The sequence below is a fragment of the Streptomyces sp. NPDC052301 genome, assembly GCF_044593395.1.
Classification (GTDB): Bacteria; Actinomycetota; Actinomycetes; order Streptomycetales; family Streptomycetaceae; genus Streptomyces.
On record NZ_JBIUBE010000019.1, the window covers coordinates 1 to 25,011 of the forward strand.

Here is a 25,011-nt window from a genome sequence, read left to right on the forward strand (position 1 = left end):
GCATCCTGCAGTCCCGCCCATCTCTGCCGGCCCCGCGTCCCGGGCCGCATCCCCGGGACCTTCCTGCCGGCCGCGAGCCTCGCCGCATCCTGCAGTCCCGCCCATCTCTGCCGGCCCCGCGTCCCGGGCCGCATCCCCGGGACCTTCCTGCCGGCCGCGAGCCTCGCCGCATCCTGCAGTCCCGCCCATCTCTGCCGGCCCCGCGTCCCGGGCCGCATCCCCGGGACCTTCCTGCCGGCCGCGAGCCTCGCCGCATCCTGCAGTCCCGCCCATCTCTGCCGGCCCCGCGTCCCGGGCCGCATCCCCGGGACCTTCCTGCCGGCCGCGAGCCTCGCCGCATCCTGCAGCCCCGCCCACCCCTGCCGGCCCCGCACCCGGCCGCACGCCCCAGACGCCCCGCGGCATCCCTCAGCCCCCAACCCGCCGTCGTAGCACCCGCGTCGACCCCGCCCCCGTACCACCCCTCAGTCCCAAGATCCCCGGGCCGGTGGCAGTGTCGACGTCTCTGTCAGGTCCTTCTCGGTCAGTCGCAGCCCGGGCGCCGCCGCGTTCTCCTGGGCCCAGCGTTCCCGCTTGGTGCCCGGCAGGGCTATCACGTGCCGGCCCTGGGCCAGTACCCAGGCCAGGGCCACCTGGGCCGGGGTGACCTGGTCGCCGTGCCGGCGGGCGACGCGGCGCAGGCCCGCGACGATCGGCTGGTTGGCCGCCATCATCTCGGCGGTGAAACGGGGGTGGCGGGCGCGTACGTCGTCCGGTTCGAAGCCCTCGCCCGGGGTCAGCGTGCCGGTCAGGAAGCCGTTGCCCAGCGGCATCGCCGCCAGGAAGCCCACACCGCGCGCCTCGCACCACGGCAGCAGCGCGTCCAGCGCCTCCGGCGACCACACCGACAGCTCCGCCTGCACCGCGGTCACGGGGAACACCTGCTGCACCCGCTGCAACTGGCGCAGGGTCGCGTCGTACAAGCCCGAACCCGCCCGGCGTCCGCCGCGCGCCCCCACCGCGCACAGACCCAGCGCCCGCACCTTCCCGGCGCGCACCAGGTCGGCCATCGCACCCCACGTCTCCTCCACGGGGACCTCGGGGTCGGCGCGGTGCAGCTGGTAGAGGTCGATCACATCCGTCTGCAGGCGGCGCAGCGAGGCGTCGCACGCCCGCTTCACATAGCCCGGGCGGCCGTTGGCCACGATGTGCTGCTCGCCCACCAGCAGCCCCACCTTCGTGGACACGAACGCCTCCCGGCGCCGCTCCCTGAGCACCCGGCCCAGCAGCAGCTCGTTGGTGAACGGGCCGTACATGTCCGCCGTGTCCAGGAGGTTCGAGCCCAGGTCCAGCGCCCGGTGCACCGTTCTGAGCGACTCCTCGCCCCGCTGCCGTGACCCGCTGTACGCCCAGCTCATCGGCATGCACCCGAGTCCGACGGCCCCCACCGCGAGTGCCCCCGCGCCGATCGTCCTGCGCTCCACCTGCTCGTGAACCTCCCTCTGCCCGGCCCCCAACCTAACCTCTGCGGTTCAGGTCCCTGACATAGCCTCCTTGCCATGACTGCAGACGTATGGCTTCCCATCCCGCCGGAGGAGATCGACGGACTCCCCGAAGGGCTCCGGTACCTGTTCTGGGACGGCGGCGCCGACGGTGAGCAGGAGTTCCCCGGAGACCCCGCGGACTGTGCCGTGTACGTGGTGCCGTACATGAAGCGGTACCCGGTCAAGGTGCGTCCGCTGGCGCAGCTGACCCATGTCCGGCTCGTCCAGACGCTCACCGCGGGCGTCGACGACATGACCTCGCGGCTCACGGACATCGCACCGGGAGCACAGCTGTGCAACGCGCGCGGGGTGCACGAGGCGAGCACGGCCGAACTCGCGCTCACCCTGACCCTCGCCTCCCTGCGCGGCATCCCGGGTTTCGTCCGGGCCCAGGACCAGGGGCGCTGGGAGAGCGGGTTCCACCCCTCGCTCGCCGACAAGAACGTCCTCATCGTCGGCTACGGCGCCATCGGCGCCGCCATCGAGGACCGGCTCGAACCGTTCGAGGTAGCGCGGGTGGCGCGCATCGCGCGCTCCCGGCGCACCACAGCGCGCGGGCTTGTGCATCCGATCACCGATGTGCTCTCACTGCTTCCGGAAGCCGATGTCGTGATCCTCTCCATCCCCCTCACCGAGGCCACGCAGGGCCTGGTCGACGCCGATTTCCTCGCACGGATGAAGGACGGGGCGCTGCTGGTCAATGTCGCTCGCGGGCCCGTCGTGGACACCAAGGCGCTGCTCGCCGAGGTGGAGCGCGGCCGGATCACCGCCGCCCTGGACGTCACCGACCCCGAGCCGCTGCCGCCCGGACACCCCTTGTGGCAGGCGCCCGGCGTGCTGATCAGCCCTCATGTCGGCGGCCCGTCCTCGGCCTTCCTGCCGCGCGCCAAGCGACTGCTGGTCGACCAGTTGACCCGTTTCGTGAACCAGGAGCCGTTGCGCAACGTGATCCTGACGACGGCAGCGGACGGTCGGTAGTCCGGCTTCTGCACCCTCCGCAACCCCTCGGACGCGGCCCGTACGCACATCCCCGCTGGTCGTCACGGAGCGTAGAGAAGCTATGTCCCTGAGTGACGATCCTGGTGTATCGTCCCGACAGGGGCTGCGCCGCCGACGTTCGGCGCCGGGGATGGACATTTCAGATTTTGTGAGGGGGGCGACGGGCGATGCACGGCCTATGGACGAACGATCCGACGCGGCGGAGCCGCCGACGGCGACCCTGGCGCACGGCCGCGCGCAGGCGCGGCCATCACACCAGCCACCACAGCCACCAGCGCAGGCACAGCGGCCGCCGCAGGCATGCGCACCCAGCGCACCGGGGCCGGGACGCGGGAGCGACGCGGAGCGGGAGGCCCCGGTGAGCGCGCCGCCCTCCGTGACGACCACCCTCGAGGAAGCGGTGCGCGCACCGCACCCGCAGGACACGCCGCCGGACCGCCGGCCGGCCCCCGGTGAGGGCACGCGGCTGACGGAGCAGCTCGTCCTCGCCCTGGTCTGCGCGGCCTAAGCCGTCGGCGCCGCGTGTGACTGGGGTACGCAGGAAGTCGCGCTGATCATGGGCGACTTCGGGCTGACCGCCGCGGCGGGCACCGCCGCCGTCTCCTGCTTCGTGTACGCCCGCAACCGGCGCGTCCGCTTCCGCTCCGCCTGGCTGCTGTTCGCCCTCTCCTCGGCGATGGCGGCCCTCGGCAACGCCGTCTGGGGGTGGTACGAGGTCGTCCTCGGTGTCGACGTCCCCGCGGTCAGCTGGGCCAACCTGTTCTTCCTGTGCTTCGCGCCGCCCGCGATCGTGGGCCTGCTGGTGCTCGCCAAGCGGCCCGTGACCAAGGCCGGCTGGATCTGCCTCGGGCTGGACGCCTGGCTGATCGGCGGCTCGCTGCTGACCCTGTCGTGGAGCCTCGCGCTCGCCCAGGCGGCCCGGTTCGACGGGCCGAGCGTGGCACACACCGCGCTGTCGCTCGCGTACCCGCTGCTCGACATCGCGCTCGTCAGCATGGTCCTCGCGCTGCACTTCCGCCGCTCCCCGGGCAACCGCACGGCGGTGAACACCGCGATCGGCGCGCTGGCGCTGACCGTGATGTGCGACGCGCTGTTCACGTCGCCGCTGCTGCACAGCAGTTACCACTCCGGGCAGCTGCTCGACGCGGGCTGGTTCGCCGGCTCCCTGCTGCTCGCCTACGCCCCCTGGGCCGCACCCCGGCGCCGGGCCGCGCAGGAAGCGCACGCCGGGGACGGGCACACCCGGGTGGTCCACGAGCACGTGCCCGGACAGCGCGGCACGGCCCACCACCACGTCACCGTGACCGGTCCGGGAAGCGACCACCTCCGGTACCCGTCCGGACGGCCGATCACCGGCTCCCTCGCCGCGCTCACCCCGTACCTCGCCGCCGCCGTGTGCACCCTGGGCATCCTGTACAACGTCCTCAACGGCCGCAGACCGGACCACGTGGTCCTGATCACCGCGGGTGCCGTGGTGCTCGCGCTCGTCATCCGGCAGGGGATCATGCTGCTGGACAACATCACCCTCACCCAGGAACTGGCGCAGAAGGAGAACCACTTCCGCTCCCTGGTGCAGGGCTCCAGCGACGTCATCATGATCGCCGCGCCCAACGGCATCCTCCGGTACGTCTCCCCGGCCGCCGCCGGGGTCTACGGCCGGCCCGCCGAGGAGCTGGTGGGCACCGAACTGGCCGCGCTGATCCACCCGGAGGACCTGGGCTGCGTGGTGCACGAGGTGCGCCGCTTCCTCGCCGCCGACCCGCTGGAGGAACCCACCACGCGCATCGAGTGCCGCTTCCGCTCCGGCGGTGGGGGCACCTCCCGCTCGAGCGAAACCGGGAGCGGGGCAGGCTGGCTCAACGTCGAGTCGACCGTCAACCGGCACCACGGCGGCCTGATCTTCAACAGCCGGGACGTGACCGAAAGGGTGCGGCTGCAGGCGCAGCTGCAGCACAACGCCGAGCACGATCCGCTGACCGACCTGCCCAACCGCGCGCTGTTCACCCGGCGTGTGCAGCAGGCCCTGTCCGGCCGCCGGGCCACCGACCGGGGTGCCGCCCTGCGCGGTACGGCGGTGCTCTTCATCGACCTGGACGGCTTCAAGGCCGTCAACGACACCATCGGACACCAGGCCGGCGACGAACTCCTCGTCCAGGCCGCCCGCAGACTCCAGGACGCGGTGCGCCACGGCGACACCGCGTCCCGGCTGGGCGGCGACGAGTTCGCGGCCCTGATCGTCGGGGACGGCACCCGCGACCGTGCCGCCCGGGAGCGCAACATCCTGGAGCTCGCCGACCGCCTCAGGACGACCCTCTCCCAGCCGTACGCCATCGACGGCAACGACGTCCGGGTCAACGCCTCCATCGGCGTGGCCTTCGCCGAACCGGGTCTCGGCGCGGGCGAGCTGCTGCGCAACGCCGACCTCGCGATGTACCGCGCGAAATCGGCCGGAAAAGGCCGGGTCGAGCTGTACCGCCCGCAGATGCAGCAGGACGTCGTACGCAAGGCGGAACTCGCCACACGCCTGCGTGCCGCGCTGCACGACGGCGAGTTCGTGCTGCTCCACCAGCCGGTGGTGTGTCTCGCGGACGGCCGGATCACGGCGGTCTCCGCGCAGGCGCGCTGGCGCTCCTCCCAGGGTGTGCTGTTCACCCCCGCCGAGTTCCTGCGGGTGGCCGAGGACAGCGACAAGACCGCCGAACTGGACCGCTGGGTGCTCCGCGAGGCCGTCGAGCAGGCGGCCGAGCGGGCGGCGAGCGGGCTGGTCGTACCGGTGGCCGTCCGGATGAGCGCGCGGCGGTTGCTGGACCGCTCGATGCCGCTGGGCTCCGTGGAGGCGCTGCTGACCCGGCACGGGCTGCCGCCCGGGGCCCTGGTCATCGAGCTGTCCGACGCCGACCCGAGGGCCCCTCTGGACGAGCTGGAGCGGCGGCTGACCGCACTCAACCGGCTCGGGGTACGGATCGCGCTGGACGGCTTCGGCGGGGGTCACGCGGCCATCACGGCGCTCAGAAAGCTCCCCGTGGACATCCTCAAGCTCGACCGAGGCCTGGTCGAGGGGGTCGTCGAGTCCGCGCGGCTGCACAAGATCACCAGTGGGCTGCTGCGGATCGCCGGCGACCTCGGGCTGCAGTCGGTGGCCGAGGGCGTGGACGTCCCGGAGCAGGTCGCCGCGCTGCGCGCGATGGGCTGCACGCACGGGCAGGGCAGCGCCTTCGCGACGGCGCTGGACGAGTACCGGCTGCGCCGGGCGCTCGGATCCGGCCATTATCCGGTGCCGCACGCACCGGCCGAACCGGCGTTCGCGGGCAAGGGTGCGGGGGTGTACACAGGGGGTGTGTCCGCTGTCATCGGAGGCGGCAGTGCCCTGCGTTCACATTCTGAGACGCCCGTCCCACCCACTTGACACGTGGTGCGTGCCGGGGGGAGGGTCAGTGCCATGCGCACCCGAATTCTCGTACTTGGACAGCGCGTCGGCTGAGCTGGGACCCACCGGAGGACGATCCGGAAACCCCAGCGACTTCACCGGCGCGCTCCCCTCGCTTGCCCTACGGCACGAGGGGTTTTTTGTTGCACGAGCACCTTTCGTGCAGCGCTTGAACTCCGCCCAAACCTCGCAAAAACCCTCAGCATCGAGAAGAGAATGCCGATGACCGAGCAGGCCACCGGGGCCCATCCGCAGCCGCGGCCCCGATCCGGAGGACAGCACTCCGCCCCCGTCGAGCACGTCACGGGTGCGCAGTCCCTCATCCGCTCCCTCGAGGAGGTCGGCGCGGACACGGTGTTCGGTATTCCGGGCGGGGCGATCCTTCCGGCGTACGACCCGCTGATGGACTCGACCCGGGTGCGCCACGTCCTGGTCCGTCATGAGCAGGGTGCCGGTCATGCGGCCACCGGCTACGCGCAGGCCACCGGCAAGGTCGGCGTCTGCATGGCGACGAGCGGCCCCGGCGCCACCAACCTGGTCACGCCGATCGCCGACGCGCACATGGACTCGGTGCCGATGGTCGCGATCACCGGCCAGGTCGCCTCGAAGTCGATCGGCACGGACGCCTTCCAGGAGGCGGACATCGTGGGCATCACGATGCCGATCACCAAGCACAACTTCCTGGTCACCAAGGCCGAGGACATCCCGCGGGTGATCGCGCAGGCGTTCCATATCGCCTCCACCGGCCGGCCGGGCCCGGTGCTGGTGGACATCGCCAAGGACGCCCTGCAGGCGAAGACCGTCTTCTCCTGGCCGCCCACCATGGACCTGCCCGGCTACCGTCCGGTGACGAAGCCGCACGCCAAGCAGATCCGCGAGGCGGCCAAAATGATCACCGCCGCGAAGCGGCCGGTGCTCTACGTCGGTGGCGGTGTGCTCAAGGCGCAGGCCACGGCCGAGCTGAAGGTCCTCGCCGAACTCACCGGAGCCCCCGTCACCACCACCCTGATGGCGCTGGGCGCGTTCCCCGACAGCCACCCGCTGCACGTGGGGATGCCGGGCATGCACGGTGCGGTCACCGCCGTCACCGCGCTGCAGAAGGCCGACCTGATCGTCGCCCTCGGAGCCCGCTTCGACGACCGTGTCACCGGCAAGCTGGACAGCTTTGCCCCGTACGCCAAGATCGTCCACGCCGACATCGACCCGGCGGAGATCGGCAAGAACCGCGCCGCGGACGTGCCGATCGTCGGTGACGCCCGCGAGGTCATCGCCGACCTGGTCCAGGCGGTGCAGAAGGAGCACAGCGAGGGCAACAAGGGCGACTACACCGCCTGGTGGAGCGACCTGAACCGCTGGCGCGAGACCTACCCGCTGGGCTACGACCAGCCGGAGGACGGCTCGCTGTCCCCGCAGGCGGTCATCGAGCGGATCGGGCAGCTCGCCCCGGAGGGCACGATCTTCGCGGCGGGCGTCGGGCAGCACCAGATGTGGTCCGCGCACTTCATCCAGTACGACAAGCCCGCCACCTGGCTGAACTCGGGTGGCGCCGGGACGATGGGCTACGCGGTCCCGGCCGCGATGGGCGCCAAGGCCGGACAGCCGGGCCGGACGGTCTGGGCGATCGACGGTGACGGCTGCTTCCAGATGACCAATCAGGAGCTGACCACCTGTGCGCTGAACAACATCCCGATCAAGGTCGCCGTCATCAACAACGGCGCGCTGGGGATGGTCCGTCAGTGGCAGACCCTGTTCTACAACCAGCGTTACTCCAACACCGTCCTGCACAGCGGCCCCGACGACATCAATCCGGAGGCCAAGGGCACACGCGTGCCGGACTTCGTGAAGCTGTCCGAGGCGATGGGCTGTGTGGGTCTGCGGTGCGAGCGCCCCGAGGACCTGGACAAGGTGATCGAGGAGGCGAACTCCATCAACGACCGCCCGGTCGTCGTCGACTTCATCGTCCACGAGGACGCGATGGTCTGGCCGATGGTCGCCGCCGGCACCTCCAACGACGAGATCATGGCCGCTCGGGACGTCCGCCCCGACTTCGGCGACAACGAAGACGACTGAGCGAGGAAGAGCAGAGAACCATGTCCAAGCACACGCTCTCCGTCCTGGTGGAGAACACGCCGGGCATCCTCGCCCGGATCGCCGCGCTGTTCTCCCGCCGCGGCTTCAACATCGACTCGCTCGCGGTCGGCGTCACCGAGCACCCCGACATCTCCCGCATCACCATCGTGGTGGGCGTCGAGGACCTCCCGCTGGAGCAGGTGACCAAGCAGCTCAACAAGCTCGTCAACGTGCTGAAGATCGTCGAGCTGGAGCCGGGCCAGGCCGTTCAGCGCGAACTCGTTCTGGTGAAGGTCCGCGCCGACAACGAGACCCGGTCCCAGATCGTGGAGATCGTCCAGCTCTTCCGCGCCAAGACCGTCGACGTCTCCCCGGAGGCCGTCACCATCGAGGCCACCGGATCGAGCGAGAAGCTGTCCGCCATGCTCAAGATGCTGGAGCCGTACGGCATCAAGGAGCTGGTCCAGTCCGGCACGATCGCCATCGGCCGCGGCGCCCGCTCCATCACGGACCGCTCGCTGCGCGCCCTGGACCGAACCGCGTAACGCTGGATACGGGCGGTCCCGACGGCCGCCCGTATACCGAGACCCCGAAACTTCCTTCCCTCCCACCGGCATACGGTGGGACGCACCACCTGCACACAAGGAGAGAACCCAAAGTGGCCGAGCTGTTCTACGACGCTGACGCCGACCTGTCCATCATCCAGGGCCGCAAGGTCGCGGTCATCGGCTACGGCAGCCAGGGCCACGCCCACGCGCTGTCGCTGCGTGACTCGGGTGTCGACGTGCGTGTCGGTCTGCACGAGGGCTCGAAGTCCAAGGCGAAGGCCGAGGAGCAGGGCCTGCGCGTGGTGACGCCGGCCGAGGCCGCCGCCGAGGCCGACGTGATCATGATCCTGGTGCCGGACCCGATCCAGGCGCAGGTCTACGAGGAGTCCATCGCCCCGCACCTGAAGGACGGCGACGCGCTGTTCTTCGGCCACGGCTTCAACATCCGCTTCGGCTTCATCAAGCCCCCGGCCGGCGTGGACGTCTGCATGGTCGCCCCGAAGGGCCCGGGCCACCTGGTGCGCCGCCAGTACGAGGAGGGCCGCGGCGTCCCCTGCATCGCGGCCGTGGAGCAGGACGCCTCCGGCAACGCGTTCGCGCTGGCGCTGTCGTACGCCAAGGGCATCGGCGGCACCCGCGCGGGTGTCATCAAGACGACCTTCACCGAGGAGACCGAGACCGACCTGTTCGGTGAGCAGGCCGTGCTGTGCGGTGGTACGGCGGCGCTGGTGAAGGCGGGCTTCGAGACGCTGACCGAGGCCGGCTACCAGCCGGAGATCGCCTACTTCGAGTGCCTGCACGAGCTGAAGCTGATCGTGGACCTCATGTACGAGGGCGGCCTGGAGAAGATGCGCTGGTCGATCTCGGAGACCGCCGAGTGGGGCGACTACGTCACCGGACCGCGGATCATCACCGACGCCACCAAGGCCGAGATGAAGAAGGTCCTCGCCGAGATCCAGGACGGCACCTTCGCGCAGAACTGGATGGACGAGTACCACGGCGGTCTGAAGAAGTACAACGAATACAAGCAGCAGGACTCCGAGCACCTGCTGGAGACCACCGGCAAGCAGCTGCGCAAGCTGATGAGCTGGGTGAACGAGGAGGCGTAAGCCTCGTGAACGGGGGTCGGGGCACACTGCTCCGGCCCCCGTCGTCCATTCCGTGGAAAGCCTCCATACAAAATGGAGTTTCCCGTCCGGGTGATCCTTCCGTAGAGGCGCAATGCGACACCCACCCCGCCACTACACTTCTGCACAACACGCGTCAGGCCCACAGCGTCGTGCGTCTTCCGCGGCTAGCCCCCCTCCTCCGCCTGCGGCCGTCGGGACGGCCGTCCGCATGCTCTGGACTTGTGAGGACCTCACGTGAGCTCGAAACCTGTCGTACTCATCGCTGAAGAGCTGTCGCCCGCGACCGTCGACGCACTCGGCCCGGACTTCGAGATCCGGCACTGCAACGGCGCGGACCGAGCCGAACTGCTCCCCGCGATCGCCGACGTCGACGCGATCCTGATCCGCTCCGCCACCAAGGTCGACGCCGAGGCCATCGCCGCGGCGAAGAAGCTCAAGGTCGTCGCCCGAGCCGGCGTCGGCCTGGACAACGTCGACGTCTCCGCCGCCACCAAGGCCGGCGTGATGGTCGTCAACGCCCCGACCTCCAACATCGTGACCGCCGCCGAGCTGGCCTGCGGTCTGATCCTCGCCACCGCCCGCAACATCCCGCAGGCCAACGCCGCGCTGAAGAACGGCGAGTGGAAGCGCAGCAAGTACACGGGCGTGGAGCTGGCCGAGAAGACGCTCGGTGTCGTGGGCCTCGGCCGCATCGGCGCCCTCGTCGCGCAGCGCATGTCCGCCTTCGGTATGAAGGTCGTCGCCTACGACCCCTACGTGCAGCCCGCGCGGGCCGCGCAGATGGGTGTCAAGGTGCTGTCCCTGGACGAGCTGCTCGAGGTCTCCGACTTCATCACCGTCCACCTGCCCAAGACCCCCGAGACGCTCGGCCTGATCGGCGACGAGGCGCTGCGCAAGGTCAAGCCGACGGTGCGTGTCGTCAACGCCGCGCGTGGCGGCATCGTCGACGAGGCGGCGCTGTACGCGGCGCTGAAGGAGGGCCGGGTCGCCGGCGCCGGCCTCGACGTGTACGCCAAGGAGCCGTGCACGGACTCGCCGCTGTTCGAGCTGGACCAGGTCGTCTGCACCCCGCACCTCGGCGCCTCCACCGACGAGGCCCAGGAGAAGGCCGGTATCGCCGTCGCCAAGTCCGTGCGCCTCGCCCTCGCCGGTGAGCTGGTGCCGGACGCGGTGAACGTCCAGGGCGGTGTCATCGCCGAGGACGTCAAGCCGGGTCTGCCGCTCGCCGAGCGCCTCGGCCGTATCTTCACCGCGCTGGCCGGTGAGGTCGCGGTCCGCCTCGACGTCGAGGTCTACGGCGAGATCACCCAGCACGACGTGAAGGTGCTGGAGCTGTCGGCGCTCAAGGGTGTCTTCGAGGACGTCGTCGACGAGACGGTGTCGTACGTCAACGCCCCGCTGTTCGCGCAGGAGCGCGGTGTGGAGGTGCGCCTGACCACCAGCTCCGAGTCGGGCGACCACCGCAACGTGGTGACCGTGCGCGGCACGCTGGGCACCGGCGAGGAGGTGTCGGTCTCCGGCACGCTGGCCGGCCCGAAGCACGTCCAGAAGATCGTCGCGGTCGGCGACTACGACGTCGACCTCGCGCTCGCCGACCACATGGTCGTCCTGCGCTACGAGGACCGTCCGGGTGTCGTCGGCACCGTCGGCCGCATCCTCGGCGAGGCGGGCATCAACATCGCCGGCATGCAGGTCGCTCGCGCGGCGGTGGGCGGCGAGGCGCTGGCGGTGCTGACCGTGGACGACACGGTGGGCTCCGGTGTGCTGGCCGAGGTCGCCTCGGAGATCGGGGCCACGTCGGCCCGGTCGGTGAACCTGGTCTGAGTGTCCTGACAGCGCCGGACGGGCCGAGGAGAGTCTCCTCGGCCCGTCCGGCGTTCTGCTGCCCTACTGGGCGTCCTCCTGCTCGTCGGCGCCGACCTCGATCCCGCGCAGCGTCACCGCCGCCCCGAGCGCCGCCACCACCAGCAGCGCCGCCCCGGCGATCGCCGCTCCCTGCATGCCGCTGGTGAACGCCTCCCGCGCCGTGGTGAGCAGGGACGCCCCGGTTCGGCCGGGCAGCCGGGCGGCCGTGGCGAGCGCGTCGCCCAGGGTCTCGCGGGCCGTGGCCGGCGCCGTGGCCGGCATCTCGTGGCGGTAGACCGCCGTACCGATGGAGCCGAGGACCGCCATGCCGAGCGCGCCGCCGAACTCGGCACTGGTCTCCAGCAGCGAGGAGGCCGTCCCCGCCCGCTCGACCGGGGCGCCGCTCATCGCGAGGTCGGTCAGCTGGGACACGACCGCGACCATCCCGCAGGCCAGGACCCCGGCGCCGGCCAGCACCAGCCACAGCGAGTCGGTACCGGTGCAGACGAGCAGTGCGTAGCCGGCCGCCATGGCCGCGAAGCCACCCGCGACGACGTACCCCCGGTTGACACCCCGCTGGACGAGCTGCGCGGTGAGCGGGCCGGCGACGCCGATGAACACCGAGGGCAGCAGGGCCCACAGGGCCGCCGACAGCGGGCTCTTGCCGAGCACCGACTGCAGGTACTGGGTGGTGAAGACGGCCGAGCCCATCATGGCGAGGCTGGCGACGAGATTCAGGACCAGCGCCGGGGTGAAGCCGTGGCCCCTGAGCAGGGCCGGCGGGATCAGCGGGGAGGCGCCGGTGCGCTGGCGGTGCACGAAGAGGGCCGCGAAGAGCAGGCCTACGGTGACCGAGACGACGTAGAGCGGGTGCCAGCCCTCGGACGGGATCTCCTTCAGGCCGTAGATCACGGGGAGCACGGCGGCCATCGACAGCGGGACGCTCAGCCAGTCGAAACGGCCCGGGCTCGGGTCCTTCGACTCCGGCAGCAGCAGCGGGCCGAGGAGCAGCAGCAGCGCCATGGCGGGCAGGTTGACCAGGAAGACCGAACCCCACCAGAAGTGTTCGACGAGGATGCCGCTCATCACCGAGCCGAGGGCGATCCCGCCGGTCATCACGCCGGACCACAGGCCGATCGCCTTCGTCCGCTGGGCGGGGTCGGTGAACATCGTGCGCAGCAGGGCCATCGTGGACGGCATCAGGGTCGCGCCGCCGATGCCGAGGACCGCGCGGGCCGCGATCAGGGTCTCGGCGCTGTTCGCGTAGGCCGCGAGGAGCGAGGCCGCGCCGAAGGCGGCGGCCCCCGTCAGCAGGAGCTTGCGGCGGCCGATGCGGTCGCCGAGCGAGCCCATCGTCATCAGCAGGCCGGCCAGGACGAAGCCGTAGATGTCGAAGATCCACAGTTGCTGCGTGCCGCTCGGGTGCAGGTCGGCGCTGATCGCGGGGGTCGCGAAGTACAGGACGGAGACGTCCATCGAGACCAGCAGCAGCGGCAGCATCAGCACGCCGAGAGCGGTCCACTCGCGGCGTCCGGCGCGGGTCGGGGAGGGCGGGGGCGCGGTCGGGGTGGTGCTCGTCGGGTTCGTCATGCCGAGGAATGTACGCGCGTCTTAAACGCTTGTCTAGAACGCTTGTATAATTCAGTCGTCTAGGACGGTTGTATGGATCGGGAGTAGGGTGAGCGGCATGGGACACCGTGAGGATCTGCTCGAAGGCGCCAAGCGCTGCCTGCTGGCCAAGGGCTTCCTGCGCACGACCGCGCGGGACGTCGTCAAGGAGTCGGGCACCAACCTGGCCTCGATCGGCTACCACTACGGCTCGAAGGACGCGCTGCTGGTGCAGGCGTACATCGCGCTGATCGAGGGCGTGGGGGAGAGCTTCGATCCCTCCCTCGGCGGCGAGATGACGCAGCCTCCGGGGTCGCTGGAGCGCTTTCAGGAGGTGTGGACGAGCATCATCCGCACCGTGCCCGAGGCGCGGTCGATCTGGCTGCTCAGCTTCGAGCTGATGTTCCAGGACGAACGGATCGCCGAGGTGCGCAAGTTGCTCGCCGAGGCGCAGAAGGAGGGCCGCTCGGGGCTCGTCTCGCTGTTCAGCGGCATCCCGGAGGCCGACCTCGACGAGGAGACTCGCGAGACCGAGGGCCGCCTCTACATGACCCTCCTCAACGGCCTCATGGTGCAGTGGCTGTTCGACCCCGACTCGGCGACCACCGCCGAACAGCTCACCGAGGGACTGCGACGGATCGCGCAGGCCGCCGTGAAGAGCTGACCCCGTCGTTCCGCGCCGCCGTCTCCCGGAGGATCACCCGGCCGGCCCCCTGATCCGGGGCCTCGGTCTGTGCGCGGCGACCGAAGCGCCGCGCAGGCTCGTTCGGGGAGGATCTGTCCGTCTCGGACCAGGCCGTCGGCACCGGCGTGTCGTCCGACGGCAACAGGATCAACGGCACCTCGCCCGGCCCGGAGGCCCCCGATCCGGGCAGTGCGCGTGATGCACCGGCTACAGCCGGGCCCGCTTCAGCGCCATGTGGAGCAGCAGCCGGTCCTCCCCGTCGTCGAGGTCCAGGCCGGTCAGCTGCTCCACCCGGGACAGGCGGTAGTACAGGGTCTGCCGGTGGATGCCCAGTTCCGCGGCCGTGCGCCCGGCCTGGCCCGCACGGTCGAGGTAGACCTCGGCCGTGCGGGCCAGCTCGCGATGGGCGGGGGAGAGGAGCGGGCCGACCACGGGATCGTGCGCGGCCTGCGCCGGCAGCGCGGTCAGCAGCCGGTACGGCCCGATCCGCGCCCACTCGGCGACCGGTCCGAGCCGCGGCTCGGCCAGCGCGGCCCGCGCCGCGTCGGCGGCCTCCTGCCACACCGCCCCCAGCTCGGCGAGCCCGGTGCGCGGTTCACCCACTCCGGCGGCGCATCCGGCGCCCGCGGCGGCCCGGCCCGGCCCGGTGAATCCCGCGGCGGCCGCCGCGGCCACCCGCGCCCCGGCCCCGCGCGCCGCGGTCCCCGACGCTCCCCGCGCGCCCTCGGCCTCCTTCAGCAGCCGGGCGGCCGCCGCCAGCGCCGGGGCGCTCGTCAGCGGGGTCCGCAGCCGTACCAGCAGCGCGAGGCTCTGCCCCGACGCCCCCCAGGGAAGCGTGCACAGCGCCGTGGCATGGGGGATCGTCCGGGCGGCCGGGGCGTCGTCCGGGTCGGCCGACGGCCAGGGGGCGACGCACACCAGGGTGAGGGGACCGTCCGCGCGGGCGCCGAGTGCGGTGCGGAGCTCGGCCACCGCCATGTCCCGCTGCCAGCCGCGCTCCGAGGTGAGCACCGCCCGCAGCTCGCGGCTCAGTCCCGCCCCGGCCTCCGCCTCGTCCGCGAGCAGCGCGCCGATCCGGCCCGCCACCTGCATCGCCGCCGCCAGCTGCGCGTCCGTCGGCCCCGGCTCGCCCTCCAGCAGCCAGACATAGCCGAGGACGACACCCCGATGGCGTACCGGCAGGCAGATCCGGCCGCGGTAGACCCCGGCCTCCGGGCTCGCCGGGATCCGCACCGGTGCGGTCGCGCGCGTGATGCCGAAGCCCTCGAACCACGACCGGACGGTGGCCGTGGAACGCCGGGTCAGGATCGACCGGGTACGCACCGGATCCAGCGCGGACGCATCCAGCTCGTCCTCACTGTCGTACGCCCCGAAGGCGATCAGCTCGAAATCACGGTTCTCCAGGGTCGCCGGAACGCCCAGCAGCTCCGAGATCTCGTCCACCAGCTCCTGATAGTCCGTCTTGAATTCCGCCGCCACTCGGGCATTCTCCCCCATTCTCCGGCGCCCTTCATACATCTGTCTGAGATCCCGGGCACGGATGCGTGACAGCTGTCGATGGCCGACGATCGGAGAGATCCTTAGGTTTCACGGTGGTTCTCCGTGCCGTACCCGAATCGTCGGGTAGTGGCCGTTTGGTGCTTGTCTGTGGAGGTGCCCCGTGCTGGGTCCCGTGATTCTCGCCGCGTCGCGCAGCGACCGGATGCGACGCCTGATCTCGGCGGCCCCGGTGACCAAGCAGGTCGTCGACCGCTTCATCCCCGGCGAGACCGTGGCCGACATCGTGCCGATCATCGAGGACCTGACGGCCAGGGGCCTGGAGCTGACGATGGACGTCGTCGGCGAGGACATCACCACCCCCGAGCAGGCCACCCACGCCCGCGACGCCTACCTGGCGCTGATCGACCACCTCAAGGAGCTCCAGCTCGGCGAGCGGGTCGAGATGTCGGTCAAGCTGTCCATGTTCGGTCAGGCGCTGGAGGGCGGCCACGAACTGGCCCTCGCGAACGTCCGACCGGTCGTCGAGGCCGCCGCCGCCATCGGCACGACCGTGACCCTCGACGCCGAGGACCACACCACCCTCGACTCGATGTTCGCCATCCACGAGGAGCTGCGGAAGGACTTCCCGCAGACCGGCTGCGTCATCCAGGCCTACCTGTTCCGCACCGAGGCCGACGCCCGCCGCCTCGCGGAGTCCGGCAGCCGCGTCCGCCTGGTCAAGGGCGCCTACAAGGAGCCCGCCGAGGTCGCCTACCAGCAGAAGCACGAGATCGACAAGGCCTACGTGCGCGTCCTGAAGACGCTGATGGAGGGCGAGGGCTACCCGATGATCGGGTCCCACGACCCGCGCCTGATCGCCATCGGTCAGGAGCTGGCCCGCCAGGCCGGCCGTAAGCTCGACGAGTACGAGTTCCAGATGCTGTACGGCATCCGCAGTGACGAGCACCTGCGGCTGGCCGCCGAGGGCCACCGCATGCGCGTCTACACCGCATACGGCACCGACTGGTACGGCTACTTCATGCGCCGTCTGGCGGAGAAGCCGGCCAACCTGCGCTTCTTCCTCCGGTCGATGGTCAGCAAGGGCTGAGTCCGAACACCCGCTCACGTACAAGGAGTTACGGAACCCATGGACGCTGTGACCCAGGTCCCCACCCCCGTCAACGAGCCGGTGCACGGCTACGCCCCCGGCTCGCCCGAGCGCTCGCGCCTGGAGGCCAAGCTCAAGGAGCTGGCCGAGAACCCGATCGACCTGCCGATGACCATCGGCGGCGAGAAGCGCATGGGCGGCGGCGAGCCGTTCCAGGTGGTCCAGCCGCACAACCACAAGGCCGTCCTCGGCACGCTGCGCAACGCCACCCGGCAGGACGCCCAGGACGCCATCGACGCGGCCCTGGCCGCCGCGCCGGCCTGGCGTGCAATGGCCTTCGACGACCGCGCGGCGATCATCCTGCGCGCCGCCGAGCTGCTGGCCGGCCCGTGGCGCGAGACCATCGCCGCCTCCACCATGCTCGGCCAGTCCAAGACGGCCCAGCAGGCCGAGATCGACAGCCCCTGTGAGCTGGTCGACTTCTGGCGCTTCAACGTGCACTACGCCCGCCAGATCCTCGCCGAGCAGCCCCCGGCGAACTCCCCGGGCGTCTGGAACCGCCTGGACCACCGCCCGCTCGAGGGCTTCGTCTACGCGATCACGCCGTTCAACTTCAGCGCGATCGCCGCGAACCTCCCGACCGCCCCGGCGCTGATGGGCAACGTGGTGGTCTGGAAGCCGTCCCCGACCCAGACCCACGCGGCCGTCCTCCTCATGCAGCTGCTGGAGGAGGCGGGCCTGCCCAAGGGCGTCATCAACCTCGTCACCGGCGACGGCATCGAGGTCTCCGACGTCGCCCTTGAGCACCGCGACCTGGCCGGCATCCACTTCACCGGCTCGACCAAGACCTTCCAGTACCTGTGGAAGACGGTCGGCAACAACATCGAGAAGTACCGCTCGTACCCGCGTCTGGTCGGCGAGACCGGCGGCAAGGACTTCCTGGTGGCCCACCCCAGCGCCGACCGCGCGGTCCTGAAGACGGCCCTCACCCGGGGCGCCTTCGAGTACCAGGGCCAGAAGTGCTCCGCGACCTCCCGGGCGTACATCCCCGCGTCGATCTGGAACAGCGGCTTCCGTGAGGAGTTCGCCGCCGAGGTCGACTACCTGACCATGGGTGACGTCACCGACCTGTCCAACTTCATGGGCGCCGTGATCGACGACCGCGCGTTCGCGAAGAACAAGGCGGCGATCGACCGCGCCAAGGCCGACCCCACCTGCACGATCGTCGCGGGCGGCAGCTACGACGACTCGGTCGGCTACTTCGTCCGCCCGACCGTCGTCGAGTGCACCGACCCGGAGAACGAGGTCTTCACGACCGAGTACTTCGGCCCGTTCCTCGCCGTGCACGTGTACGAGGACGACCAGTACGACGAGATGCTGACCCAGATGGAGTCGGTGTCGGACTACGCGCTCACCGGTTCGGTCATCTCGGGCGACCGCGCGGCGGCCGCCTACACGATGGAGAAGCTCCGCTTCGCCGCGGGCAACTTCTACATCAACGACAAGTCGACCGGCGCCGTCGTCGGCCAGCAGCCCTTCGGCGGCGGCCGCTCCTCCGGCACCAACGACAAGGCCGGCGCCCCCCAGAACCTCCTGCGCTGGACCCTGACCCGCGCCATCAAGGAGACCCTGGTCCCGCCGACCGACTACGCCTACCCGCACATGGGCTGATCCTCAGCCCCCGTGAACACGGGCCGGGAAGCCTGACCCTCGAGCAGGCTTCCCGGCCCGTCGCCATACTCGGGGCATGACCGTCCGCGTGCGCCTCGCCCACACCGCCGACCTCGAACCCGCCGAACTCCACGCCGTACGCGCCCTGTTGGACACGGCGTTCGACGGCGACTTCTCCGACGAGGACTGGGACCACGGACTCGGCGGCCTGCACGCCCTGGTCCACGACGAGGCAGGGCTCGCCGCCCATGGATCCCTCGTGATGCGGTGCCTGCGGCACCGGGGGCGGCGGCTGCGGACGGGGTACGTCGAGGCCGTCGCCGTACGCGCCGACGTACGGCGGACCGGGCTCGGTGGACGGGTGATGGCCGAGCTCGAGCGGGTGATCGACCGGGCCTACGACCTCGGCGCGCTCTCCGCGAGCGACGAGGGGGCCCTGCTGTACGCAGCCCGGGGCTGGCAGCGCTGGGCCGGGCAGGTGCACGCCCTCTCACCGGACGGGATCGTACGGCTGCCGGAGGAGGAGGGCGGTGTGTATCTGCGTCCCGCGCTCGCCGGACCGCTCGACCCGGAGCACGAGCTGGTCCTCGACTGGCGGGACGGCGACGTCACCTGACGGCACATCAGGTGGCGCGCACCAGGATCTTGCCCGTGTTCCCGCCGCGCAGCATCAGCAGGAACGCCTCCACGATCCGCTCGAACCCGTCGACCACCGTCTCGTCCGCGACCAGCGCCCCGCTGCGCAGATGCGGTACGGCGAAGTCGTACAACTCCTCCTGCGCGTCCCGGTGGTCGCTCACCAGGAAGCCCTCGATCCGCAGGCGCTTCTCCACCACGTCGGCGTGGTCGAAGACGACCGGTGGGGCGTCAGGGGTGTTGTACTGGCTGATCGTGCCGACCCGTGCCACCCGCCCCCGCTCGCGCAGCGCGCCGATCGCCGCCCCCAGGTGGCCGCCGCCGACGTTGTCCACGAAGACGTCGATGCCGCCGGGGGCCGCCGCCGCCAGCAGGTCGCCGACGGGGGCCGTGCGGTAGTCGAAGGCGGCGTCGTAACCGACCTGCCCGGTCAGGTGGGCGACCTTCTCCGGCGAGCCCGCGCTGCCGATCAGGCGGCCCGCGCCGAGCAGCCGTGCGAAGCGGCCGGTGGCCGTGCCGACCCCGCCCGCCGCACCGGAGACGAACAGGTCCTCACCCTCGCGCAGCCGGGCGATCCGGGTGAGGGCGACGTACGCCGTCAGGCCCGTGCCGCCGAGCACGCTCAGGTGGGCCGAGAGCGGGACGCCGGGGTGGTGGGGGAGCCGCCGGGCCTCCTCGGGGCGGACCACCGCGTGGGTGCGCCAGCCCCGGCGGTGCAGGACGATCTCGCCCTCGGCCAGGGCAGGGGTGCGGGAGGCCGTGACCCGGCCCAGGGTGCGGCCCTCCAGCGGGGCGTTCAGCTCGAAGTCGCCGTCCATCATCTCCCGGTGGTAGGGGTCCACGGACCAGTAGAGGTTCTCCACCAGGGCCGTGCCGGGGGCCGGTTCGGGGACGGGGGACTCGGCGAAGCGGAAGTGGCCGGGCGTGGGGAAGCCGGTGGGGCGGGCGGTCTGCTGCACGGTGAGCGCGGTCTCGGTCATGCGAAGGACCGTAGGGACGCGCGGCCGGGGTGGGCAGGCGGTACGGTTCATGGAACCCGGCGATCCATGAACCGCCCTCATACTCGCAGGTGGGAGCCCCGAGTGACGACAGCCGACCTTGCCCCGCAGGAGCTGCGGACCCTGGTCGCCGTGACCGAGGAGGGCGGGTTCTCGGCCGCCGCCGCCCGGCTCGGGACCACCCAGTCCGCCGTCTCCCACGCGGTGCGCGGCATCGAACGGAAGCTGGGGGCCGTGCTGTTCGAGCGCGGCCGGTTCGGCGCCCGTCCCACGGCCGCCGGGGAGCGGGCCGTGGCCCATGCGCGGCGGGTGCTGCGGATGCTGCGGCTGATGGCCGCCGACGTGCGGGCCGCGGACACCGGCGAGGTCGCCGGCCCGCTGCGGATCGCCGCGTTCCGCAGCGCGGCCCTGCATCTGCTGCCGGCCGCCCTGGAGCGGCTCGCCGCCCTGCACCCCGGCATCGAGGTGACCGTCACCGTCGTACGGGAGCTGGGCGCCGGCACCGCGGGCGAGGTCGCCGCCGGACGGGCCGACCTCGGGATCGCCACCCTGAGCGGGCCGCCGCCGGCCGGGCTGATCGGCGGGGTGCTGCTGGAGGAGCCGTACTCCCTGGTGCATCCGGCGGGACACCCCGACCCGCGCGCCCTGCCGCTCGTCGACTGGGCGGAGAACTGCGGCTCGTACACGCGCGGCTGGTGGGCCGCCCAGGACTGGATCCCGGCCGCGACCGTCAGCGCCGAGGACGACGGGGCGGTGCTGTCGATGGTGGGCAGCGGCCTCGGCATGGCGATCATGCCTGCGCTGTCCCTCACCGGGGCGCCCTCCACCGTGGAGATCGCGGACCTCGGGCCGGCGCGTCCGCACCGCTCCGTCGGCTACGTCACCACCCCCGAACTGGCCGCCATGGCTGCCGTACGGGCGCTGATCCGGGCGCTGCGCTCCCTCGGACCGCTGACCCCCGAATGCGCGAAGGCGCAGCTCAGAGCGGTGTGAGCCGGGCCGCCGTCTCAGATAGTAGGAAGTCCGAGTAATTGTGCAGACAGGGGCGGGCCGCTCCCTTATTTTTGTAGGAGCCGAACGTCTCGCTCGATCAAGCGAAGGGCGGTCGTGAGCGGGCCCCGTGCAGGCAACCCCTGCGGCCGTCGCTCACCGCCCCATCCGGCGTCTCGTCACCTCTTCCGTGACCCCTCATGCCGCACTCCATGTCTGCGAAGGAGTCGATTCCCATGGCCGAGACGACCGTCCGCCGCCGAGTCCGCCACGCGTCCCGCGCGAGCGAGTCCGACCGCAAGAACGCCGCCGCCGCACTCCAGCGCGCCCTCGACCGCCGGGACAACGGCGGCGAGACCGGCCACTGAGCCACGCGCCGGGAGCCGCGCCCGCCCGACACGGCCTGTCCGGATGGCGGACAGGCCGTGTCATGGGGTGGGACGAGGAGTAGGGTGCCCGCATGTCTCGCAGCATCGATCTCGCAGTGATCCCCGGTGACGGCATCGGGCAGGAAGTCGTGGCCGAAGGCCTCAAGGTCCTCTCCGCCGTCATCCCGCAGGATGTGAAGCTGGAGACCAAGGAGTACGACTTCGGCGCCCGGCGCTACCACGCCACTGGTGAGACCCTCACCGACGCCGACCTCGAAGCGCTCAAGCAGCACGACGCCATCCTGCTCGGCGCGATCGGCGACCCGTCGGTGCCGTCCGGTGTCCTGGAGCGCGGCTTCCTGCTCAAGCTCCGCTTCGCCTTCGATCACCACGTCAACCTGCGGCCGAGCAAGCTGCTCCCCGGTGTCGCGACCCCGCTCGCCGGCGACCCGCAGATCGACTTCGTCGTCGTCCGCGAGGGCACGGAAGGCCCCTACACCGGCAACGGCGGCACCATCCGCAAGGGCACCGAGCACGAGGTGGCCACCGAGGTCTCCGTCAACACGGCCTTCGGCGTGGAGCGCGTGGTCCGCGACGCCTTCGCGCGTGCCCAGGCCCGCCCCCGCAAGAAGCTCGCGCTGATCCACAAGAACAACGTGCTGACCTTCGCGGGACACCTGTGGACGAACGTCTTCAACAAGGTGGCCGCGGAGTACCCGGAGGTCACCACCGAGTACATGCACGTCGACGCGGCGACGATCTACCTCGTCACCCAGCCCGAGCGGTTCGACGTCATCGTCACCGACAACCTCTTCGGCGACATCGTCACCGACCTCGCCGCGGCCGTCTCCGGCGGCATCGGCGTGGCCGCCTCCGGCAACATCAACCCCAGCCGGGAGTTCCCGTCCATGTTCGAGCCGGTCCACGGCTCGGCCCCGGACATCGCCGGTCAGGGCAAGGCCGACCCCACCGCCACCGTCCTGTCCGTCGCCCTGCTGCTGCGTCACCTCGGCTACGACGCCGAGGCCGACCGCATCGACCAGGCGGTCGCCGCCGACCTCACCGAGCGCACGGGCAAGCCCGCCCGCAGCACCTCGGAGATCGGCGACGCGCTGGCCTCCCGAGTAGCCGGCTGACCCGGCGCTCCACTCCAGAAGCCGCCGGGTCGGACGACCGCCCGGCGGCTTTCGCATGTCCCCGCCGGGTGCCACCATCGACCCCTGGGCCGCCTTCACCCCGATACCATCGGCCGCGCCCGTCGCGCGATAATCGAACGCGGAGCCGCGGTATGAGGGAAAGATCGGACGTCCTAGCACCAGCCTGCGAAGGCCGGTGACGGGCGTGAGCGCGGCCCGTCACTACAACCGGTGAAGGACAACCACTCATGACGACGCCCACGATCGAGCTCAAGCCCTCCGCCAGTCCCCTCGCCGCCGCCGAGCGCGAGGCGATCCTGGCGAACCCGGGGTTCGGCCGCCACTTCACCGACCACATGGTGACGATCAAGTGGACCGAGGGCCGCGGCTGGCACGACGCGCAGCTCGTTCCGTACGGCCCGATCTCCCTGGACCCCTCCACCCACGTCCTGCACTACGGCCAGGAGATCTTCGAGGGTCTCAAGGCCTACCGGCAGGCCGACGGCTCGATCGCGCTCTTCCGTCCCGAGGCCAACGCCCGCCGCTTCCGCAACTCCGCCCGCCGCATGGCCATGGCCGAGCTGCCCGAGGAGCTGTTCATCGCCGCGCTGGACGCGCTGCTGTCCCAGGACGCCGACTGGGTCCCGCCGCACGGCGGTGAGGAGGCCCTCTACCTGCGTCCGTTCATGTTCGCGACCGAGGCCGCGCTCGGTGTGCACCCGGCGAACGAGTACCTGTTCATGCTGATCGCCTCCCCGTCCGGCGCCTACTTCGCGGGCGGCGTGAAGCCGGTCACCATCTGGGTCTCCGAGGACCACGTCCGCGCCGTCCCGGGCGGCACCGGCGACGCCAAGACCGGCGGCAACTACGCCGCCTCCCTGCTCCCGCAGGCCGAGGCCGCCGCGCACGGCTGCGACCAGGTCGTCTACCTCGACGCGGTCACCCGCACCAAGGTCGAGGAGAGCGGCAGCATGAACGTCGCCTTCGTCTACGGCGACCGCATCGTCACCCCTGAGCTGACCGGCTCGATCCTGGAGGGCATCACCCGCGACTCCCTCCTCCAGGTCGCCCGCGACCTGGGCTACACCGCCGAGGAGGGCGTGATCACCCTGGAGCAGTGGCGCGCGGACGCCGCCTCCGGCGCCCTCACCGAGGTCTTCGCCTGCGGCACCGCCGCCGTGGTCACGCCCATCGGTCACGTCAAGACCAAGACGGACGCCTGGACCCACGGTGACGGCAACCCCGGCGAGGTCACCCTGCGCCTGCGCCGCGCCCTGCTCGACCTCCAGCGCGGTACGACGGAGGACAAGCACGGCTGGATGCACCGCGTCGGCTGACGGCCCCGCCGCTACACGCTCAGGGCCGCCTCGGACTCCTCGCTGGGCTCCGTGGCGGCCCTCGTGCGTTCCGAAGTGAGCGTCAGCAGCAGGTACACCAGCCCCCCGACCGCGCCCGAGAGCAGGAAGCTGCAGTCCACCCCGCCGGTCAGGTGCAGCAGCGGGCCCTCGTACGAGGGCAGGGACACCGCGAGCAGGCCGACCCCGGCGCCCACCGCCCAGGACACGGTCGCCCGGACGTTCCAGCCCGCCCGGTACCAGTAGATCCCGCCCCGCGAGCGGCGGTTGAAGACCTGCAGGGCGTCGGCGTCGTACACCCCGCGGCACCGGACGAAGCCGATGAGGGTGATGACCGCCCAGGGCGTGCCGATGGCGGTGAGCAGCAGGACGAAGGACGTCATCGCCGACTGCGCGTTCCAGGCGTAGTGCCCGACGAAGACGCAGGCGGTGGCCACGAGGGCGACGGTGTAGGTGGCCCGGGCGCGGGAGGCCCGGGGCAGGATCGCGTCCAGGTCCAGGCCCATGGAGTAGAGCATCAGACCCGCGTTGCCGACCGAGCCGGCCGAGGCGGACAGCAGCAGCGGGATCAGGTACCAGGCGGGGGAGGCCGTCACCAGCGGGCCCGCGTAGTCCGTCGCCGCCCGGGCCGCGTACGCCGTGAAGGTGCCGAACAGCTGCGGGACCAGCAGGCCGAGGATCAGACCGAGCCAGGTGGCGTGCAGGACCCGGCGGCTCTTGTGGCGGACGGGGGAGATGTAGCGGGTGTAGTCGCCGAGCAGGGTGATGAAGGCGATCGGGCCGGACAGCCCCGCGGCGACGGCGGCCAGGAACCAGGTCGGCCAGAACGAGCCCAGCAGATAGCCGCCCGCGCCCGGCAGCGCCGCGGTGGTGAAGTGCGGGGCGTAGGCGAAGATCCCGAGGACCAGCAGGGCGGTCATGCCGATGGCCAGCACCTTGGACATGGCGAGCAGCACCCGGTAGCCGTACACCGCGCCCGCGACGGTCGCCGCGGCGAGCACCGCGTAGACGACGGCGTACGACATCCCGTCCGCGGGCAGGTCGATCATCCGCCCGAGGACGCCCAGCATCACGTCACCGCCGATCCACACGGTCAGCGCGGTGTAGCCGAGGGCGAGCAGCAGGCCGACGATCGAGCCGACGAGCCGGCCCCGCACCCCGAACTGGGCGCCGGAGGACGTGGACAGGTTGGTCGCGGTGCGCAGGGAGACCAGCGCCAGCGGGGCGGTGAACACGGTGCCGACGACCGTGCCCGCGACGACGGAGCTCACCGAGGCCCACCAGCCGAGCCCGAAGGACGGCGGCAGCCAGCCGAAGATGATCACTCCGAGGCAGAGGTTGGAGCCGAGCAGGATCGAGACGAGGTCGCGCGGACCGCTGGTCCGCTCCTCGTCCGGGATGGTGTCGACTCCGCGCTGTTCTATCGGCATGGCTG

The 25,011-nt window shown here is 71.4% G+C and carries 18 protein-coding genes and 1 pseudogene; 14 read left to right on the forward strand and 5 right to left on the reverse strand.

What is annotated here, in order from left to right:
• Nucleotides 1-464 precede the first annotated feature (464 nt).
• Nucleotides 465-1,463, reverse strand: a complete 999-nt coding sequence (locus tag ACIHEJ_RS36080; protein WP_400141850.1) for an aldo/keto reductase — start codon at nt 1,461-1,463, stop codon at nt 465-467.
• Nucleotides 1,464-1,538: 75 nt separating this feature from the next.
• Here ACIHEJ_RS36080 and ACIHEJ_RS36085 point away from each other — a divergent pair, with 75 nt between their 5' ends.
• From ACIHEJ_RS36085 to serA, 6 genes and pseudogenes are all read left to right on the forward strand, one after another.
• Nucleotides 1,539-2,501 (forward strand): 2-hydroxyacid dehydrogenase, encoded by a 963-nt coding sequence (locus ACIHEJ_RS36085; RefSeq protein ID WP_400141852.1) that lies wholly within the window; start codon nt 1,539-1,541, stop codon nt 2,499-2,501.
• 379 nt (nt 2,502-2,880) lie between these two features.
• Nucleotides 2,881-5,928 (forward strand): annotated as a pseudogene (locus ACIHEJ_RS36090) (putative bifunctional diguanylate cyclase/phosphodiesterase).
• Nucleotides 5,929-6,171: 243 nt separating this feature from the next.
• Nucleotides 6,172-8,019: an acetolactate synthase large subunit gene (locus ACIHEJ_RS36095; protein ID WP_400141854.1), complete on the forward strand. Its 1,848-nt coding sequence runs from the start codon at nt 6,172-6,174 to the stop codon at nt 8,017-8,019.
• A gap of 20 nt (nt 8,020-8,039) precedes the next feature.
• Nucleotides 8,040-8,564 carry an acetolactate synthase small subunit gene (gene ilvN, locus ACIHEJ_RS36100; protein WP_030654216.1) on the forward strand — a complete coding sequence of 175 codons (525 nt, stop codon included), beginning with the start codon at nt 8,040-8,042 and terminating at the stop codon, nt 8,562-8,564.
• A 113-nt stretch (nt 8,565-8,677) separates the two neighbouring features.
• Nucleotides 8,678-9,676, forward strand: coding sequence for a ketol-acid reductoisomerase (ilvC, locus tag ACIHEJ_RS36105; RefSeq protein WP_400141856.1), 999 nt, complete (start codon nt 8,678-8,680; stop codon nt 9,674-9,676).
• Between the two features lie 255 nt (nt 9,677-9,931).
• On the forward strand, nt 9,932-11,521 hold the full coding sequence (gene serA / locus ACIHEJ_RS36110) for a phosphoglycerate dehydrogenase (protein WP_400141858.1): 1,590 nt from the start codon (nt 9,932-9,934) through the stop codon (nt 11,519-11,521).
• A 63-nt stretch (nt 11,522-11,584) separates the two neighbouring features.
• On the opposite strand, the gene ACIHEJ_RS36115 is transcribed toward serA, so the two are convergent.
• Nucleotides 11,585-13,132 (reverse strand): MFS transporter, encoded by a 1,548-nt coding sequence (locus ACIHEJ_RS36115; RefSeq protein ID WP_400141860.1) that lies wholly within the window; start codon nt 13,130-13,132, stop codon nt 11,585-11,587.
• A gap of 97 nt (nt 13,133-13,229) precedes the next feature.
• Between ACIHEJ_RS36115 and ACIHEJ_RS36120 the strand changes: the two genes are divergently transcribed.
• Nucleotides 13,230-13,814 (forward strand): TetR/AcrR family transcriptional regulator, encoded by a 585-nt coding sequence (locus ACIHEJ_RS36120; protein ID WP_400141862.1) that lies wholly within the window; start codon nt 13,230-13,232, stop codon nt 13,812-13,814.
• Between the two features lie 228 nt (nt 13,815-14,042).
• On the opposite strand, the gene ACIHEJ_RS36125 is transcribed toward ACIHEJ_RS36120, so the two are convergent.
• The gene (locus ACIHEJ_RS36125) at nt 14,043-15,353 is read right to left on the reverse strand and encodes a PucR family transcriptional regulator (protein ID WP_400141864.1); all 1,311 of its coding nucleotides are present in this window, start codon (nt 15,351-15,353) and stop codon (nt 14,043-14,045) included.
• A 142-nt stretch (nt 15,354-15,495) separates the two neighbouring features.
• On the opposite strand from ACIHEJ_RS36125, the gene ACIHEJ_RS36130 reads away from it, so the two are divergent.
• The 3 genes from ACIHEJ_RS36130 to ACIHEJ_RS36140 all read left to right on the forward strand — a co-directional run bounded on the left by ACIHEJ_RS36130 (nt 15,496) and on the right by ACIHEJ_RS36140 (nt 18,709).
• Entirely contained in the window at nt 15,496-16,422 is a 927-nt protein-coding gene (locus ACIHEJ_RS36130) for a proline dehydrogenase family protein (protein WP_400141866.1), read from the forward strand.
• 39 nt (nt 16,423-16,461) lie between these two features.
• Nucleotides 16,462-18,093 carry an L-glutamate gamma-semialdehyde dehydrogenase gene (pruA, locus tag ACIHEJ_RS36135; RefSeq protein WP_400141868.1) on the forward strand — a complete coding sequence of 544 codons (1,632 nt, stop codon included), beginning with the start codon at nt 16,462-16,464 and terminating at the stop codon, nt 18,091-18,093.
• A 76-nt stretch (nt 18,094-18,169) separates the two neighbouring features.
• A complete protein-coding gene (locus ACIHEJ_RS36140; RefSeq protein ID WP_400141870.1) occupies nt 18,170-18,709 on the forward strand; it encodes a GNAT family N-acetyltransferase in 540 nt (179 codons plus the stop codon).
• Between the two features lie 7 nt (nt 18,710-18,716).
• Here ACIHEJ_RS36140 and ACIHEJ_RS36145 read toward each other — a convergent pair whose 3' ends face one another.
• A complete protein-coding gene (locus ACIHEJ_RS36145) occupies nt 18,717-19,709 on the reverse strand; it encodes an NADP-dependent oxidoreductase (RefSeq protein ID WP_400141872.1) in 993 nt (330 codons plus the stop codon).
• A gap of 102 nt (nt 19,710-19,811) precedes the next feature.
• Here ACIHEJ_RS36145 and ACIHEJ_RS36150 point away from each other — a divergent pair, with 102 nt between their 5' ends.
• The 4 genes from ACIHEJ_RS36150 (at nt 19,812) to ACIHEJ_RS36165 (ending at nt 23,558) form a co-directional block, all read left to right on the forward strand.
• Entirely contained in the window at nt 19,812-20,720 is a 909-nt protein-coding gene (locus ACIHEJ_RS36150) for a LysR family transcriptional regulator (RefSeq protein WP_400141874.1), read from the forward strand.
• A 233-nt stretch (nt 20,721-20,953) separates the two neighbouring features.
• Nucleotides 20,954-21,085 (forward strand): hypothetical protein, encoded by a 132-nt coding sequence (locus ACIHEJ_RS36155; protein ID WP_351240118.1) that lies wholly within the window; start codon nt 20,954-20,956, stop codon nt 21,083-21,085.
• A gap of 92 nt (nt 21,086-21,177) precedes the next feature.
• Nucleotides 21,178-22,221 carry a 3-isopropylmalate dehydrogenase gene (locus ACIHEJ_RS36160; RefSeq protein WP_400141877.1) on the forward strand — a complete coding sequence of 348 codons (1,044 nt, stop codon included), beginning with the start codon at nt 21,178-21,180 and terminating at the stop codon, nt 22,219-22,221.
• A gap of 248 nt (nt 22,222-22,469) precedes the next feature.
• Nucleotides 22,470-23,558: a branched-chain amino acid aminotransferase gene (locus tag ACIHEJ_RS36165; protein WP_400141879.1), complete on the forward strand. Its 1,089-nt coding sequence runs from the start codon at nt 22,470-22,472 to the stop codon at nt 23,556-23,558.
• Between the two features lie 11 nt (nt 23,559-23,569).
• On the opposite strand, the gene ACIHEJ_RS36170 is transcribed toward ACIHEJ_RS36165, so the two are convergent.
• Complete coding sequence (locus ACIHEJ_RS36170) at nt 23,570-25,006, reverse strand: cytosine permease (RefSeq protein ID WP_400141881.1); 1,437 nt, start codon at nt 25,004-25,006, stop codon at nt 23,570-23,572.
• Between the last annotated feature and the right edge of the window lie 5 nt (nt 25,007-25,011).